The 16,697-nt window shown below is 64.0% G+C and carries 14 protein-coding genes; all 14 read right to left on the bottom strand.

Annotation, left to right across the window (positions count from 1 at the left end):
* Positions 1 to 170: 170 nt before the first annotated feature.
* The 14 genes from E3O22_RS01000 to E3O22_RS01065 all read right to left on the bottom strand — a co-directional run bounded on the left by E3O22_RS01000 (position 171) and on the right by E3O22_RS01065 (position 15,900).
* Positions 171 to 1,346 carry a glycosyltransferase gene (locus tag E3O22_RS01000; RefSeq protein WP_134395675.1) on the bottom strand — a complete coding sequence of 392 codons (1,176 nt, stop codon included), beginning with the start codon at positions 1,344 to 1,346 and terminating at the stop codon, positions 171 to 173.
* Between the two features lie 33 nt (positions 1,347 to 1,379).
* Positions 1,380 to 2,264 (bottom strand): glycosyltransferase family 2 protein, encoded by an 885-nt coding sequence (locus E3O22_RS01005; protein WP_134395676.1) that lies wholly within the window; start codon positions 2,262 to 2,264, stop codon positions 1,380 to 1,382.
* The gene (locus E3O22_RS01010; protein ID WP_134372114.1) at positions 2,261 to 3,379 is read right to left on the bottom strand and encodes a glycosyltransferase family 4 protein; all 1,119 of its coding nucleotides are present in this window, start codon (positions 3,377 to 3,379) and stop codon (positions 2,261 to 2,263) included. The genes E3O22_RS01005 and E3O22_RS01010 overlap by 4 nt, the downstream gene beginning before the upstream one ends.
* Positions 3,376 to 3,933: a DapH/DapD/GlmU-related protein gene (locus E3O22_RS01015; protein ID WP_134372112.1), complete on the bottom strand. Its 558-nt coding sequence runs from the start codon at positions 3,931 to 3,933 to the stop codon at positions 3,376 to 3,378. Before E3O22_RS01015 ends, E3O22_RS01010 begins: the two co-directional genes overlap by 4 nt.
* A 5-nt stretch (positions 3,934 to 3,938) precedes the next feature.
* Complete coding sequence (locus E3O22_RS01020; RefSeq protein ID WP_134372110.1) at positions 3,939 to 4,685, bottom strand: WecB/TagA/CpsF family glycosyltransferase; 747 nt, start codon at positions 4,683 to 4,685, stop codon at positions 3,939 to 3,941.
* Positions 4,686 to 4,747: 62 nt separating this feature from the next.
* On the bottom strand, positions 4,748 to 6,196 hold the full coding sequence (locus tag E3O22_RS01025; RefSeq protein ID WP_134372108.1) for a sugar transferase: 1,449 nt from the start codon (positions 6,194 to 6,196) through the stop codon (positions 4,748 to 4,750).
* The gene (locus E3O22_RS01030; protein WP_134372106.1) at positions 6,187 to 7,170 is read right to left on the bottom strand and encodes a hypothetical protein; all 984 of its coding nucleotides are present in this window, start codon (positions 7,168 to 7,170) and stop codon (positions 6,187 to 6,189) included. Before E3O22_RS01030 ends, E3O22_RS01025 begins: the two co-directional genes overlap by 10 nt.
* A gap of 9 nt (positions 7,171 to 7,179) precedes the next feature.
* Positions 7,180 to 7,779 (bottom strand): low molecular weight phosphatase family protein, encoded by a 600-nt coding sequence (locus E3O22_RS01035; RefSeq protein ID WP_134395677.1) that lies wholly within the window; start codon positions 7,777 to 7,779, stop codon positions 7,180 to 7,182.
* 5 nt (positions 7,780 to 7,784) lie between these two features.
* A complete protein-coding gene (locus E3O22_RS01040) occupies positions 7,785 to 9,227 on the bottom strand; it encodes a polysaccharide biosynthesis tyrosine autokinase (protein WP_134395678.1) in 1,443 nt (480 codons plus the stop codon).
* Positions 9,228 to 9,362: 135 nt separating this feature from the next.
* Positions 9,363 to 11,651 carry a sensor histidine kinase gene (locus tag E3O22_RS01045; protein WP_134395679.1) on the bottom strand — a complete coding sequence of 763 codons (2,289 nt, stop codon included), beginning with the start codon at positions 11,649 to 11,651 and terminating at the stop codon, positions 9,363 to 9,365.
* On the bottom strand, positions 11,648 to 12,301 hold the full coding sequence (locus E3O22_RS01050) for a response regulator transcription factor (protein WP_134395680.1): 654 nt from the start codon (positions 12,299 to 12,301) through the stop codon (positions 11,648 to 11,650). Before E3O22_RS01050 ends, E3O22_RS01045 begins: the two co-directional genes overlap by 4 nt.
* A 241-nt stretch (positions 12,302 to 12,542) precedes the next feature.
* Positions 12,543 to 13,172 (bottom strand): thymidine kinase, encoded by a 630-nt coding sequence (locus tag E3O22_RS01055; RefSeq protein ID WP_134395681.1) that lies wholly within the window; start codon positions 13,170 to 13,172, stop codon positions 12,543 to 12,545.
* 92 nt (positions 13,173 to 13,264) lie between these two features.
* Positions 13,265 to 14,605, bottom strand: a complete 1,341-nt coding sequence (locus E3O22_RS01060; protein WP_134395682.1) for a hypothetical protein — start codon at positions 14,603 to 14,605, stop codon at positions 13,265 to 13,267.
* Positions 14,602 to 15,900, bottom strand: a complete 1,299-nt coding sequence (locus tag E3O22_RS01065) for a sensor histidine kinase (RefSeq protein WP_134395683.1) — start codon at positions 15,898 to 15,900, stop codon at positions 14,602 to 14,604. The genes E3O22_RS01060 and E3O22_RS01065 overlap by 4 nt, the downstream gene beginning before the upstream one ends.
* Positions 15,901 to 16,697: the final 797 nt, after the last annotated feature.

Genomic DNA, 16,697 nt, shown 5'->3' on the forward strand with positions numbered 1-16,697 from the left:
CACAGATTCGGTGCGCTCTGACTTTGACGGAACTGAAGTCAAGGCTGCTGGGCTCTCGCGTGACTAACAGGACACCGAATGCCCGGACCGCATGAATGTACGTACCGCGGTCAGAACTTAGCGCCCTGCTCAAGTCCTGTTGAGGGGAAACCGGACACTCTGTGCTTGCCCTAATCGTCCTCAACCTTTCGGTCATCTTGCAACCACCATTTGTCAAAAAGGGCCGGGAATCGGGCTGCACTCCATCGCGTGGAGGGCAACGGGCGCGGACGGGAAAGAACAGTAAGGATTGCTTCAGCGAATGCATTGACCAAGTTGCGTTGATCGGACCTCACAACAAATCCGCCGTTCTGCGAGAGCCTGATTGTGCTATCCGCACCACTGCCTTGAACTGCCACTGCAGGAACACCAAGGGCTGCAGCCTCGCCGACTGCCCATGAGGCTCCTTCTCTGGCCGCCGGGTGCAACAGAACACGTGAAGCCGCAACTAACCGTAGGGCCTCTTCGCGGTCAACCACGCCTAGAAAGTTAACGCGCGGCACCAAACCCGACCGCTTTGCGAACCCCTCCAACACTGGCCGTAAGGGACCATCGCCAACAATATTCAACCGATAGTTCGCTAGCCTCGGATCAAGCAGGGCTTCCAGCGCGATCCAGGGCCTTTTCCTGTTGATCAGCAGCCCTGACATGGTCAATAGATCGTTTTCAACCGCGATTCGTGGGAATTGGTCAACATCAATAACGATGTTGGGTTCCAAGTCACATTCGCGTGGCATTAACCAGTTCCTCGTGAATTCGTTGGTTGCGATCACGAGATCAACGTTTCTAGCGTGAAATTTGCCGAGTTTCCTAAGGCCCCAAACCCCGACGACCTCAATAGGTCTGGGTCTTTTCCCTTGCGAGTGGACGGGCGCCGATGGCACCATCACAGGGCCCCAAATTGTTCGCACACTCTTGTCCCCGCTGGGTAGAACGTGGGGCAGCGACGTGCTCGCAAACGTCACTTGATGCACCACGTCTACTGTCCCTGAATCGACGAGATTCGCGACGCATGCTCGAGCGCCAACGCTCCAACCGAGATAGGTTGCGCGGTTGCGGCTATCGCCGAACGTCTTGAGCAACATTCTCGGCACCGACACTGGTACGACCTTCACATTCGTGCCCACATTGCCAAGCCCAGCGAGGGCCCTCAGCACAACATCGTGATCGCGTTGGTCAATCACCACGTAGAGGTCCTCAGCGTTATTGACGGCCCACAGCGCCGCCTGTGAAACGAACGCCCAGCCGACTCCGCCCTCACTCCCTTTACCAGGGCGAGTTGCAAAGGACACGAGGATTTTAGCCAAGATGTATATACCTTCTAGTCAACGATACTCTGCTCACGCTTGCTCATGGACTTTGCGGCGTGCACAAGCAGTTCCTGTGACATTTCGAATCCACCAAAGCAAGTAGGTGGCAGCGACGTAGAGCGGCCACAAACGTGGTGCGTCCTTGTGAATAATTCTCCTCAGCGATGAAAAGTTACCGCCCCCCTTGGCACCGATGAACCGCTGCCACTTGCGGGCCAAACCATCTTCGGGGTCAGGGTGATTCCTCGAACACGTTCCCAAGGTGGCCGACAACAACACAACCGGTACCTGCAGACGCCGACAACGCATTCCATAGTCAATATCTGCCAAGGCATGTGAAAAATCTCCGTCAATGCCTCCAAGAGCACGTGCAACAGGTACGGGCACAAAGACGAGGTTCCCGTTGAACGTGTCGATGCGTATGGGTGCGACTCCGGGGCTCACCTGAGTAAACCTGAGAGGGTGCCATCCCGTCTTGGTCAGTCCTCCGTAGGTGATGCCACCCGTCTGCGGATCACGCATAGCCCCCACAACAACCGTTTTCATGGGAGGAGAGGTGACGGACGATTTGAAAAAGTTAGAGAACTGAAGGATGGCCGATATATCGACAGTGACGTCGTCGTTTAGCCAAACGATCCATTCATTTGGGCCGGTCCCCAAGTCGTCACGAGCCAAAACGCTTGACTCAGCTGCCGCCATACTTCTTGCCCAGTACGCTGAACCGTCCCCGCGCAGGATCAAAATGGGTACTTTCAGAGACCTCAGCGCCCCTTCTGTCCCATCTGTCGAGCCGTCATCAAAAACGGTGAAGTCAACAGCCATCCCGGCAGCATCTGCAGCCGCGATAATGGAAGTTACGGCCCGCAGAGTCAGCTCGCGACGGTTGTGACAGGCCATGATCACGTGCAGCGTCATGGACGGGACTCCAAAGCACTCTGGATGCCCACGATGAAGTTCTCTACCATCGCCTCAACTGTGTAGCGATCACTAGCTTCGATACAGGCCTGCTGCATCGCGGCAAGCGTGACTGGATTCTGAAGAGTGGCGACCAAGGCGCGTGCAAAGTCATCGATGTTGTCGGCAGCGACCACGGCGTTAACCCCCGATTCCAGATACTCAAATTCGGGAGCGTGCCACGGCCAACCGGTGGTAACTATCGGTGTCGCACCCGCGAAACTGTCGACGGCCACGAGCCCAACTCGCCCTGGCATCGCCATCACCTGGGATGCCGTGATCGCAAGTGCCTTGTCAGGGCCAAATAACGACCCCAAGTACTTGACACACGCCATAGAAGCTGCGGCGCATTCCACAAGATTCTGTTCGATGCCGGCGCCAACAATGAGGAGCCGAAAATCAGAGTCGAGCTTGTGCGCTGCATCCGCCGCCTCGAGCAAAAAACTGAGACGTTTGCTGGAGTCAAGACCACCAATGAACAGAGCAGTCTTGCCGTGGAGGTCGTGCTGGGCATTGAAAGTTGCCACTGTGGTCACGTCGACCGCTTCGATTTCTCTCCGCAGCGTTGACGTATCGATTGAGTTCTGCACGACCGTAGTTTTCATCCGTGGATACCCTGCGTTGACTACTGCCTCAACGCCACCAGATGTGTAGGCGAAGAACCAAGCTCCTCTACGAGTGAGCCACTGCTTCAAACGTTCCTGGATCTCACTTACCTGCATTGTGTAGGTCTTACCGTGACCCCAATATGCGAGGGGCACCCGAGAGAAACAGAGCTGGTACGTCTCAAGGTTGCGCACGGCTTGCTCAACGATCACAAGGTCAAAGTGCCTGTGGGCTCTGAACGGCCTAAGAGACTTTCGATTCAAGGTTCGACCGCGCAGATGGAAGAACTGGGTGGGCAAACGGGTGAATTCCTCAGAGGCCCGAGCGTCATTACGATCTTTCCACTCAGGGGGAGAGTCTCCGTAAAAAATGGAAATATCAATGCCCTCTTCAGCGCCTCGCCTCACGAGATGCTCAAAGAATCCGACGCGGTACTGGGGGAACCAAGGGTGAATGATGGCGACCTTCATGCTTCGGAAACTGGCTTCCCAATGAGTATGCGGTGACCGGATTTCCTCAATTTTTTCCAATGCTCGTCGAGCTCCTCATCGGTGAATCTGGGGCCGAGTACCCGTGCAGGGCTTCCAACGGCGATGGAATTAGAAGGTATGTCTTGCGTAATGATCGAGCCGGCACCGATGACCGAACTGTCTCCGACGGAGATGCCGGACAGGACCACCGCCCCGTACCCGATCCAAACGTCTGATCCAATTGTCGTGGCCTGACTCAGCCGCTCAGGATCATTACCTACCCACAGGCTGCGACGGATGCTAGTTCCGATTTCACGTAGATCATGATCTGTGCGACCCACAATGCCGACAAGATTAGCGATAAGAACTCCGTCACCAATTTCACCATCGACTTCGATTGTGACGTTCTTTCCAACGTAAACGTCCTTGCCAATGGTGAGGGATCTGGGTGCCCAAAGCACGGACCCTGGTCCAACATGAAACCCGAAGCCAAACTTTACGTTTTTCCGTACCGCAAAGGAGCGTAGGGCAGCTTCAATGATGCGTCGAACCATGCTAATTACACCTTCGGCGTTGAGAACGCCGCCTTTAGGAATCGGACATTGCCAAACACATAGCGCTTCCAAAGACGGCGTGGCTCACAGATTAATCGATAGACCCACTCCAAGCCGACGTTTGTCATCCAAGCCGGAGCGGAACGAAGCGTGCCGGCGGCGAAATCAAATGCTGCACCAATCGCAATCGCGACGACGGGGAGCGCACTCGCGATGCGCTGGGCTTCCACGTCCTGCTTAGGTGTGCCAAGACCGACCCAGACGATCTGCGCAGCCGTCTCTCGAATTCGAGAATCCTGATCTTGCAGCTCCGCTGCGCTCAGCTTGCGGAAGGGCGGGCTTTCAACGCCAACAATCTTCACTCCAGGGAATCGCCTCGCCAGCTCCAGCTCAAGTGCACTAAGTACTTCTGGGGTGGAACCCAGCAAGAAATGTCTGAGGCCGTGTGCCCGTCCTTGATCAAAGACATCAAGAAAGAGCTGCGGACCACGGACTTGATTGAGTCGGGGCGAGTGACCGCGCAACTCAGAGACCCAACCGATCGGCTTTCCGTCCGGGTAGTTAATTGCCGGCGCCGCTAAAACTCCGCGGTAGTCTGCTGACCGATCAGCAAGGGCAACTGTATAGGCGTTCGCCAGGTGGACATGCGCTCCTCGGCCCTGCTGCGAAATAGTGACGATGTGCTCACAGGCCGATTGGGGGGTACTGGCCTCGAACTCGATCGAACCAACCCACTGGGATTGGCTGTCCATCCTGTCACCAGGAGTAAAAAATCTCCGCCCGTCAATTGGTTGGCCCGATTCGGTTCTAGCGCTCAAAATGCACCCTCTTTCGCAAGGACAGCTCTAGCAGTTCTCCACAAAATGATGAAATCCCCAGTGACCGACCAGTTTTCGACGTAATACAAATCGAGCCGCACGGAATCTTCCCAGGAAAGGTTTGATCGGCCGCTTACTTGCCAAAGCCCAGTGATTCCGGGCTTCACTAGGAGCCGACGCTCCGCGTACTCGTCGTAAAGTGCGACCTCCGTTGCAAGAGGTGGCCGCGGCCCTACCAGTGACATGTGACCAAGAAAAACATTGATCAGTTGCGGGAGTTCGTCCAAGCTAGTGCGCCGCAGAAAACTTCCGACTTTCGTTACTCTCGGGTCGACCTTCAGCTTGAAAAGTACGCCGTTACCGTCGGACTGATCGAGCAAACTCAGAAGCTGCTCCTCCGCGTTAGTGACCATCGAACGAAATTTGACCATGCGAAAGTGCTTTCCGTTGAGTCCCACACGTTCCTGGTAAAAAAAAGCCGGTCCCTCGCTGTCGCGGCGTACCGCGATGATGATCAAAGCGAGCAGCGGACTCAACAAGAAGAGACCGAGGCCTGAAGAGATCAGATCAAACGTGCGTTTGGCCGCATGGCGGCTGCCCTGGAAGGCAGGGAAGTCAACCTGGATAAGTGGCAGGCCAGAAACCGGACGCGTATGGATTCGCGGGCCAGCGATATCCGTGAGTGCCGGCGCCATAATCAGGTCGACCTTGCGGGCCTGAAGTTCCCAGCCGAGTTCTCGCAGCCGCCGAGGGCCGAAAATATCGGCGCCGGTGAAAATAACAGTGTCGGCCCGCGATTGGTCAATTGCCTGAAGTACCTGGCCGAAATCCCCCAGCACGGGAACCCCGTCAACCAAATCCTGGGCGACACTTCCGCTTTCAGTAATTGCACCCACAACAAGAATTCCTGCTGCGCTATCACGTCGAACACCCACTACAACGTGAACACTCTTGACGCGCTCGCCCACTACGAGGGCCCGGTGCACATACCGGCCCTCCTGGCGGCGGGAAACCAACCATTGCCGCCACATCCAGCGACCGATGAGCAGGAAAAGAAGACCCATCGGAAGTGCCGTGAGGAAATAACCCCGTGCCAAGTCCACCTTGAGCAGGAACACAACAATTGCTGTGACTCCGAAGATTCGGGCACTAGCGTCTACTATGCGCTTGTACTCGGTGCTCCCGGTCCCAATGGTCTTGTGGTCGCGCGTCGCATAGAACTCGAGCGCAAGCATCCACAGCACGATCAGACCCACCGAAACGAGGGTGTAACCGATCGTGAAGTCTCTGAGATTCTCAATCGGCACGCGCAACTCCGAGCGACGCGTGCCGAACCATAGCGCCTGACTGCCGAGGACGGCGACAAGGATAACCGCAAGGTCAGTGAAGAAGAGGCGCGATGCGTAGGCGCGCTGCCAGGTGAGTGTCTTGCCGCTCAGGCCCATGACTGACCACCATCAGTCGAGCGGGCGAACGCGTCACCCGCCCATAGCCAAAGCGTGCCATCTTCGGCAGCGGTGACGGCAGTCTCACCGGGGATAACCGTGGCGGCCAAGCAGGCTCGGGCGGTTGTATCGAGACCACCGGCCGCCGACACCGTGACCAGAGCAACACCGACACAACCTGCCGAGTTAGCGACCGCCACCCCATAGCCGTCCGCGGTCGCTGTGAGTGCCGCCGCGCCGGGAATTGAAGCGGGTGCCGACCACGTCGCGCCGGCATCCGTGGTCGTGAAGACTGACGCATCGGTGCAGAGAATCGCCGCACTGGAGTCATCCGTCGCCGCTAAAGTTGCGACAGTCGCGCATGGAGCCGCTGCGTCTCCACTCGGGCTGTGCACGGTGTCAGGCGTCGACGGGTCGATGTACCACTCAGCGGCGACACGTTCGGGATAGGCCCTCCACTGGTCGCCCGCCACGAAGGTGGAGACGAGCTGCGGTGCGCAGTCAGCGATGTCGAGGGTGACCAGCGACATCTCGGTGTCATCGGTGACGCTTATCGCCAAAATAGAAGAGGCGTCGGTCTCGATTGAGGCGTTGAAGCTTTCCCAGGTGGCACCGGAATCGGTGGTCAGTTCGGGGTCTGCGGAGGCAGCCGGGCAAGCGCTGGTGGATGCTCGCCAGGCCGTTGAGGAATCGAGAGCTGCCAGGAGGCGGGTGGGGGCGACTGTTGCCGTGGCCGCGGTCTCGACAGGCTCGACCACCGGGGGCTCGACCTCCGCAGGATTGGTCTCGACAGGCTCGACCACCGCGGGCGCCTCGGCAACTGTTCCGGCACTGGAATCCGGCTTTGTTGCAGTAAGCGCGAAGAACACGAGGCCGACGTCGAACAGAAGGAAAACGGCTAGTCCACCCACGAGCCAGCGACGGCGTGCAGGGTTGTTGCGGTTCTTGCGAAAGCTGGGATTGTTTGCAGCCATGGTGCCCCCCTAGGGCTGCAATACTCTTGCGGATCGGTGGAACAGTGACACAACAGCGTTCACGGCTGGCACAAGCTGACGAGCAGACTCGGCGTAGACCTCGTCGCTGCGCCGATAGGGGTCAACCACGTCATCGTCGTCGGGCGACTCGGGCGGGCCCACCGCTCCGCGCTGCGAGGCCGCGAATCCCACCAGCGTGGAAAAGCGACCCATGACATCCTCCAGCGGGAGCGCCGCCGCGTCGTCGAGGTCTTCGTCGGTGACCTCGCTGACTAGCCGCGCGAACTCACGGATTGTGAAGGTGTAGCGAATGGCTTTCGGAAACAGTTCCACGATGGCGCGTCGGTGTTCTCGTGACATAGCGAACACCAGGTTCGCCTCACTCAGGTGTTCTGCCGTGAGCACTCGCGCGACGTGCCCCGAGGGTTCGGCGCCGAAATGACGAGATAGATCTGCAGCCTCGTCGGGCATTGCCTGACCGGTCAAGCCCATCGTCCCGGCGCTGCCCAGGGTGACTTCGCGCCAGGAGGCCAGACCTACCCGCAGCAGCTGCTCGGCGAGGGGTGACCGGCAGATATTGCCCGAGCACACCGTGAGGATCGTGAACATAGCCACTACGCGGCTCGCCGTCTCGGTTTGCCGAAGCCACGGCGAGTAGGCGCGGCGCTGGCCTCAACCGCTTTCTCTTCCTCAAGCGCAGTGCCGTAGCTGTACTGCCCGTAACCATAGGAGTCCGGCCCCTTGGTGGGGAGCATCGTGACGACCATGCCCACAAGTCGGCTTCCGGCGCGTTCAAGGGCCTGCAAAGCACTGGCCAGTTCATTGCGCTTGGTGCGGCCGGAGGCCACCACCATGATGGCGCCACCGCAGAGCTTGCTTAGCACAGCCGCATCGGTGACCAGGAGCAGGGGTGGGGCGTCGATTAGCACGACATCGAACTCGGCGGTGAGTGATCCAAGCATGCGGGCCATGGCTGCGGAACCGAGCAGTTCGCTGGGGTTCGGGGGAACGCGGCCGCTGGGCAGCACGAACAGTTTGTTCTTGCCCCACTTCTGCAGCACGTCGGCAAGCTCGGCTCGCCCAATCAAAACGTCGGTGAGACCCACACCACCCTCGATTCCCATGTACTCGGCAACGCGCGGCAAGCGCAAGTCACCGTCGACCAACACGACCCGCGCGCCGGTCTCGGCAAGAGCGATGGCGAGGTTGGCAGTGGTTGTGCTCTTGCCCTCACCGGGGATGGAGCTGGTGACCACGAAGCTGCGCGGGCTTCCCTCGGTGTTAACGAACTGAAGGTTGGTGCGTAGACTTCTGAACGACTCGGCCCGCGGATTCTTAGGGTCAGAGTGGACCACCAGGGGGCGGAGTCGCGCATCGGGGTCGTTGGTGATGCCGCCGAGCATGGGTGCGTCGGTCACGAGATCGATATCGTGGAGGCTGTGGATGCGAGTGTCGAGCACGCTGCGCAGCATAGCGAAGCTAATACCCAGCGCCAGACCCACCAGCAGCCCAAGAGCGATGTTTTGAGGCACGTTAGGACTGGCTGGCCCGTCAGGAACTAGGGCTGGTTGGATCGTTTCGATCTTAACGGGGCTGACTGCCTCTCCTTCGGGCTTCTCCAGCTGATCGACAACGATCTTGCTGAAGTTCTGGCCGACGGAGTTGGCGATGTTGGCGGCGAGCACTGGGTCGCTGTTGGTCACCGTCACGTCGATCAGCACCGTGTTCAGTGGAGAGGACGATTCGACCATTCCTGCGAGCTGGGCAGCAGTGAGGTCGAGCCCGAGGTCTGCAATGACCGTGTCGAGCACGATGGCACTGTTCACCACGTCAACGTAGGACGTGACGGCCTGGCGGGCGAAGCTGGTTCCGGCATTGAGCTCGCCGCTTCCCGCGTCGCCGGTCGACTTCACGGAGACGTAGAGCTGGGTACTGGCAACGTAGCTGGGGGTCGTCGCGATCGCCGCGGCGGCCGCGGCGGCCACCCCGACCAGGGTCAGCGCGACAATCAAGATCCAGCTTTTGTGAAAGATCCTGAGGTAATCCTTGAGCTCCACGCGCGTTCCTCCGGTAGTACTTGGCATAGAGGCACCGCTGAAATTGCTGTATCCCCTTGTTCATCCTTGCACATGGGGGTATTGACCTACCCCCCGTGGGGGGGTGTGAAGGTCTCTCAAGTTTTTGTGGAGTTGCTACAACGATGGCTGGAGGAGGCCGTCGGGGGTGACCGTGAGCATCCGTGGCTCGCCGGCGTCGACCACGATTGAGGCGATCGTGGGACGGTCGGCGGGGAGCAGGCGGGCGATCAAGTGACCGTGCGTGAGGGAGTCGAGCTGGGCGGCCACGATGGCGGCCGCGGCGGCCAACTGCAGGGGCGGACGGTCGGCGCTGTCGTCGAGCAGGGTCACGTCGACGCCCCGGATGCGGGCAGCGCGGGCGGCGGAGATCACCGGCTCGACGAAGAGCGAGCGCCCCCGGATGGCGTCGCGCAGGGTGGCCTCTACGAGCAGGCTTTCCGCCCGCAGGGTCGGTTCAATCTGCAGGGGGTTGCTCTGCAGGGCGGCGCCTTGCAGCAAATTTGCGAGGCGCTGCAGGGTGGGCCGGGCCAGCGTGTTCACCCGGGTCAGCTGGGTCTCGCGCTCCTCGAGGGCCGCCGCCGCCGTGGCCGCCGCGGCGCCGCTGCGGGCCCGCTCCCGGTTGAGCCCGGCCAGAGTCTGGGTGGAACGCTTCAGACCCACGGCGAACAGGGTGCCGGCGAGCAGGGTGCCGGCGTGACGGATGGCCAGATTCACCCCGTCGAGCAGCGTCAGCCCGTTGAGCAGCGCCCAGACGATCGAGATGGCCATGATCATGCCGTAGCCGTACCATGCGAATCCGGGCCGGCCGCGCACCGCCAGCACGACCAGCACCATGGTGATCGCACCGAGGTACCAGTGGGCGAACGGGGTCGACCCGACCGGCGGCACGGGGAACGCCGTGGCGGCACCGGCCAGCCCGCAGAGCGCAAGCGCCACGACCGCGTTGCGGGGCGACACCGGGTCAGGCACGACGAGGGTGAGCCAGGCGGCCGCCGCGGATAAGGCCAGGAAACCGAGGATCTCGTAGGGCAGGCCCCACAGGGGTTCGCCGTCGGCGAAGGCGAGCACGGCGTGCACGACGATGAATCCTACGAGGATGGATCTGGACAGGGACTTCGGCAGGCGGGTCACGCCCTTCGACTGGGGGTCGGGTGGCGGCGGTGGGGTTGCGGGTGCCGGTGGGGCCGCGGGGGCTGCGGGCTCGGGATTCGGAGTCCAGGAGACGACGACCTCGGTTCCGGCGCCGGGGCGGGAGCGCACGGCGGCGGCACCGCCGGAGAGGCGCTCCATGCGGCCGATGATGCTCTGCGCGATGCCCAGGCGCTCGGCGGGCACCCGAGCGGGGTCGAAGCCGACGCCGTTGTCGTGCACGGCCACCCGGATGCCGCCCTGGTAGCTGGCCACGGTGAGGGTGCGGGCCACCGGGCTCCACACGGGCTCCTGCACGTCGGCGGCGACCGAGTTGCGGAGGGCCTCGCCGACGGCGCCGAGCAGGGCGGTCACTGCGAGGGCGGGCACCGTGAGGGTGCCGGGCAGGTTGGAGGTGATCTGGGCATCCGGTGCCAGCTCGGCGGCCAGCTGCTCGAGGCGCCGGGTCACCTGGGGGCCGGGCATGCTCGGGTCGGGTAGCGGGGCGCGCAGGGCGTCGAGCCGCACCAGGGTGTCGGCCGCGTGCCGGCTCAGCACCGGCACCGGGGTGCCGCCGCGTCCGGCCATCAGCAGGGTCGAGATGACGCTGTCGTGCACCAGCGCGTCGATGGTGAGCCGCTCGCGTTTGCGGGCGAGGCGGTCGGCGCGGCCGACGAGTTGCACGCGGGCGATCGTGGCCGCCTGGTCGACCTTGCCGGCGCTGCGGCGCGTCATGGTGGTCAGTCCCACGAGCATGCTCAGCAGCAGGAACGAGTAAAGGCCGTCTTCCACACCGACCAGCACCGGGTACGGGTCAGTCGAGGTGGCCGCACGCAGCAGCCCGCTCATCGTGCAGACCAGCACCAGGTAGGCCCAGGCCGTGCGGTCGCGGGTGGCCACCGCCACAGCCATCACGGGCACACCGGTGAGGGTGATCGCCCAGGGGATGTCCGCGCCCGCCGGCAGCGGCTCCGCCCGCACGGTCAGCCAGAACACCAGCAGCAGCACGAAGAGCGCCCCCTCGGCGAGCGCGATCGGGCGCAGCACGCGCAGCGGCGCGCGCACCGAGAGCAGAGCGAGCAGCACCGGCAAACCGAAGATCAGCTGCCACATCGCCATCGACCAGGCGGGTCGCGGCTGCCAGGCCTGCTCGAGCACGGCGCCCAGGCAGAGCAGCCCGAAGACGAGGGCGGTGGGCCCGAGCGCGGCGTAGAGCAGGCGGGCGAGGCGCTCGGTTGAGCCCTGCGGCCGGGGCGGCTGCCGCGCCTTGCTCACGGCTGGCCGGGGATGGGCAGGAGGCCGTCTTCCAGGGCCCGCTTGTACAGGTCGATCTTGGTGTTCGCCGGGCGGCCGACCCGCTCATACTTCGTGCGCACGCGACGGATGTAGTCGATCACCGTGGCCTCGCTCAGGCCCATCCGCGAGGCCACCAGCGGGGCCTTCGCGCCCGCCGCGTAGAGCGAGAGCACCTCGCACTCGCGCCCGCTCAGACCCGCGTCGGAGAGGTCCGGGTCGCCGTCGAGGGCGGCAGCCCACTCGGTGGAGACCACGGTCTCCCCCGCCGCCGCCCGGGTGACGGCGTCGAGCAGCACCGCGGTGGGCTCGCTCTTGCGCACCACACCGAGCACGCCGCTGCGCGCGGCGGCCCGCATCAGGGCGGCGTCGTCGCCGCCGGTGAACGCGAGCACGGCCGCGCCCGCGCCGCGCAGCCGGTCGACGTTGCCGGTGACGGTGGACCCGTCGGAGAGCCGCAGATCCAGGATGACCAGGTCGACGGGCGTCTGCTGCACGGCAGACTCGAGCAGCTCGGACACCGTCGTGACCGTGGCCACCACCTCGATCTCGGGGATGGTGGCGAAGAGGCCGGCGAAGCCGTGGGCCACGATCTCGTGGTCATCGATCAGGGCTACTCGAAAGCGGGACATCGGGGATCCTTGCAGTTTCGGAGATGGTGCCTGCCGGGGTCTCGGGCAGGGTCTGACAAATTCAGGGCAGTGGCCCCCGTTGTGGTGCCACAAGAAGTAACGGCTGGTCAGGCCTGGCAGCGGACCATACGTTGACACATGGGGAAAACCAACCGGGGGGTTGGCGGGGCGCTCACGATCCCGAAGTCGTTTGAGCGCCCCTTCTCACCGTTTTCGCTGCTGGTGCTGTGGGCGCGGGTGTTCATGCGGGTGCGGGCCGGCTGCGGTTGTTCAGCACACCATTGCTTTCCTCGAGGTAGCACGAGCCGCAGAGCGACTCGTAGGTCACCTCGGCGCCGTCGATGGCCACCTGGTCGCCGTCGAAGACGAAAACCCCGTCGATCTGGCGCCCGTTGAACACCGCCTTGCGCCCGCACCGGCAGATCGTCTTCAGCTCCTCGAGGCTGTGCGCCACCTCGAGCAGGCGCCGACTGCCGGGAAAGGCCACCGTCTGAAAATCGGTGCGGATGCCGTAGGCCAGCACCGGTATGTTCTCGAGGATCGCGATGCGCAGCAGATCGTCAACCTGCTGCTCGGTGAGGAACTGCGCCTCGTCCACCAGCAGGGAGCTCACGTCGAGGCCGGTCTCGGCGAGCACCCGGGCGCGGTGCTCGTTGAAGAGGGCGTAGGCATCCGTCTCGGGGGTGAGTAGGTAGTCCACGGCCCGGGTGACGCCGAGCCGGGAGAGGATGCCCCGGTCGCCCTTGGTGTCGACCGACGGTTTGGCCAACAGCACCTGGTGGCCGCGTTCCTCATAGTTGTAGGCGGCCTGGAGCATCGAGGTGCTCTTGCCGCTGTTCATGGCTCCGTAGCGGAAATACAGTTTCGCCATTGCGTGGTCGCCCCCTCGGCTGGTCGCGCTCGTGCCGCTCTGCTGCGCTGCGTCAGGCCGCGCTGCGTGTCGTGGCGCTGCGTGCGCCTAGCTCAGCGTACTGGTGGAACTGGGCGGGGGCGCTTGTCGCCGAATTCCAGCGTCAGGCCGGGGCGACGGATGCTCACCCGCACCCACGGGAACACCACCCGCAGCACCGCCGTGTAAGAGCGCAGCAGGGCGCGCACCCGGCGCGGCGGGAGGTCGAGCGCCACCCGGATCGAGAACGTGTCGATGCCGGAGTGCCACTGCTGGCGGTCGCTCGGCGGGTCGACCTGGGTGTCGGGCTCGGAGTCGGGCTCGGTGTCGGCCTGCACCACGAGGCTGCGCGGGTCGAAGCCGGGGGCCAGGCAGAGCATGCTGATCAGGGCCGAGGTGGCCGCACGCTGCTGCGTGCCGAAGTGCGCCGCCCGGTGCTCGGGGTCGGCCACGACAAGCAGCGGATCCTTGCCGCGCTCGAGGAGCGCCGTGCGTTCGCGGGCGATGACGGCGTCGAGCCAGGTCTCGTCGATGTGCGCCACGATCGCCCGGCGAACCCCGGCGGCGAGCTCGTTCGCGCGATTGATGTCGGCCTTGGTCACCTCGCCGCGTTCGAGCACGCCGTCGAAGAGGGGGAAGACACCGGGTTGCAGGGAGGCGAGCTGCTGCTCGACCACCTGGCGCACCACGCTGCCGCGGGATTCTTCGGTGCGACGGGCGATGGCGCGGCGGGCATCCGTCTGCCAGGCCAGCAGTTGACGCACGATGCGGCGGGAATACGCGGCGGCGGCGAGGCCGAGTGCCAGCACCTGGGTGACCGCGACGACCACGAAGACGCCCGACGGCACCCGCACCGAGCGGAACGGTTCCTGCGGCAGCGTGACCGCGGCCACGACGACGGAGGCGAGCACCGCGGCCAGCGCCAGTTCACGCCAGGGGCGGAAGGGGGCGAGGGCCACGAGCAGGAAGCCGATGGTGATCGGGCCGAAGTCGTCTTGCACCAGGGAGTTGCTGCCCCAGCGGGCGGCCTGGTCGAGCAGGTGGGCGGCCAGGCCGAGGCTGATGATCAGCAGCAGCGACGTCTGGCGCACCGGGGACCGCGACGGCCGTACGGCCGACACGAGCGCGGCGGACGCCACTGCGGCGGCGGCGAGGGCGAGCACGGCCAGGAACGGATGCCGGATCTCGTCTGCCTGCAGCACCGTGGTCACCACCGCGTAGCCGAATACGACCAGGGCAATGCCGGGCACGATCGTCCAGACCGCGAGGGCGCCGAGCGGGTCGAGGCGCTGCTGGGTGAAGGCGTGCGGCTTGGTGTGAGGCGTGGGCACGGGGGTGTGGTTCTGCTGTGCGGCTGCGGCGGCGGCCGCGGCCGCGGCGCTGCCTGACGACGAGGTTGCCTTCGTGGGTGTCACTGGGCCACCCGCTCGGGGTCTGGGGTCTCTGTGTGTTCGGGCTGTTCTGTCGGCTCGGCGTGCCCGCCGGGTTCCTTGATCGCCACGGGCACGCTCAGCATCACCGAGGTGCCGGCGCCCGGCCGGGTGAGGATACTCACCGAGCCACCCAGCCGTTCGATCCGGCGGCGCACCGCCTGGCGCAGGCCAAGACGGTCGGCACCGGTCTCCGATTCCGTGAAGCCGCGCCCGGCATCCATCACCATCAGTGAAATGTTGCTCGGCTCGGACTCGATCACGACCTCGGCGGCGACGATGCCGGAGTGCAGGATCACGTTCACGAGGCACTGCTGCACCGCCAGGCCCAGCTCGCGGTCGCTGGCCGGGCTCAGGCGACCGAGGGCGGCGCGGTCTCCCGTGACTTCGACCACGAGGCCACGATCGCGACTGCGCTCGATGGCGGCGTAGACCGCGCTGGTTAGCCAGGCATCCGTGCCCCCGTGCGGTCCGACGCTCAGCGCATCGGCGTCGGTGAGCCAGTCGGTGCCGCGCAGGGTCTGCAGGGTGTCACGGATGCTGCCGGCCAGGTTGGCGCTGAGCGGCCCGGGATGCGCGCGGGCGAGGGCGACGAGCTGCTGGAGGGTGGTGTCCTGACCCAGGGCGAGGGTGCGCAGGTCGAGCTCGTGGCGCAGCAGGCGGGTCTGGTCCGTCTGCATGGCCCGGTGCAGGGCGATCTGAACGGACCACTCGCGGCGCACGAAGACCGTCAGCAGCAGCACACTGACGAGGAAGAGGTAAGTCGAGATGGTGAAGACGTCCGCGCCGTAGGGCACCTCGGTTTGCGCGGCGGCGTACACCGTGACGGCCTCGGCCAGGACGAAGGCGGTGGTGCTCCAGAGCACGCCGGCGCGGGCGGAGACTCCGGCGCCGCCGACCATGACCAGGGCCAGCTTCGGCAGGGTGACGAGGAAGACGTTCGAGCTCGGGAACAGGTCGGGCATGCCCAGCACGGTAAGCGTGTAGAGGTAGGTGGCGACGGTGCCGGCGACGAGGTAGGCGATCGTCAGGGCGACGGTGCGGCGCAGGGAGAGGGCGATCAGCACGGCGGCCATGAGGAGGAGGGCGACGATGGTGGCGAGGGTTTCGGTGGGTGTGGTGGCGACGGTTTCGCTTGTGGCTGCGGTTGTGGACAAGCTGAGGAGGATGATGGCGGCGAGGGAGGCGGCCAGGCAGGTCAGCGCAAACCAGTGTGCGGCCCGCGCGAGGGCATGGCTGAGGGCCCTCTTGACCAGGTGGTCCGGGAGTCCAAGCGTCATGGCAACCCTCTCTGTTCGGTTGATTCTCTCATTCCGCGGGGGCGCTTCCGCGCTGCCCCGGGTAATCCGCTTCGCCCAGATCGAATTCGACGGAGATTGTGCACAATAACGTGGCCACGGGGCCCTTTTGCGCAATCATCGTGCAAGATCTCCGTCGAATTCGTTCGGCTGGGGTCGCGCGGGGCGGCGGGGCATCCGTCGCCTACGGACGGGTGACGCTGCGGCTCCGGCGGCTCCGGCGCTAGCCTCCCTGCCATTCCCCGCGCCCCTCCATGCCTTCCCTGCCATCCCCCCGCGCCCGGGTGTGGCTAACTCAGGAGATCCCAGCCGCCGGCCACGGCGCGTGCACGGATCAGTGCCGGAGTCGCCGCGACTCGGTTACGTCCCCGCCCGGATCTCCTGAGTTGGCCACCAGTACCCGCCTCTTCCCACCCCGGACACGCATAGCTCCTGCAATTTGGCCAAAATAGGTCCATTTCGGCCCGCCTTGAGCCTCTTTGACCCGCTACTGAGAAACTTCAGGAGTTATGCAGAGCACGGCTCGGGTACGGGCCCGCAGCGACGGCAAAAAATGCCGCGGCACCGGTTCAGGGGCCTCCCCACACCGGTATCGGCCCTCCTCGATCGGGAGCAGGGTGCAGCGACCACGGTCACCGGCATCGGCATCGGCCCGGCATCGGCATCGGCATCGGCATCGGCATCGGATGTGGCTAACTCAAGAGATCCCAGCCGGCGGCCCGACCGCGGGCGCGAAGCACTGCCGAAGTAGTCGACACTCGGCCGCGACTTGGGCGGGA

It is taken from the genome of Cryobacterium sp. TMT2-18-2 (genome assembly GCF_004402245.1).
GTDB lineage: Bacteria > Actinomycetota > Actinomycetes > Actinomycetales > Microbacteriaceae > Cryobacterium > Cryobacterium sandaracinum.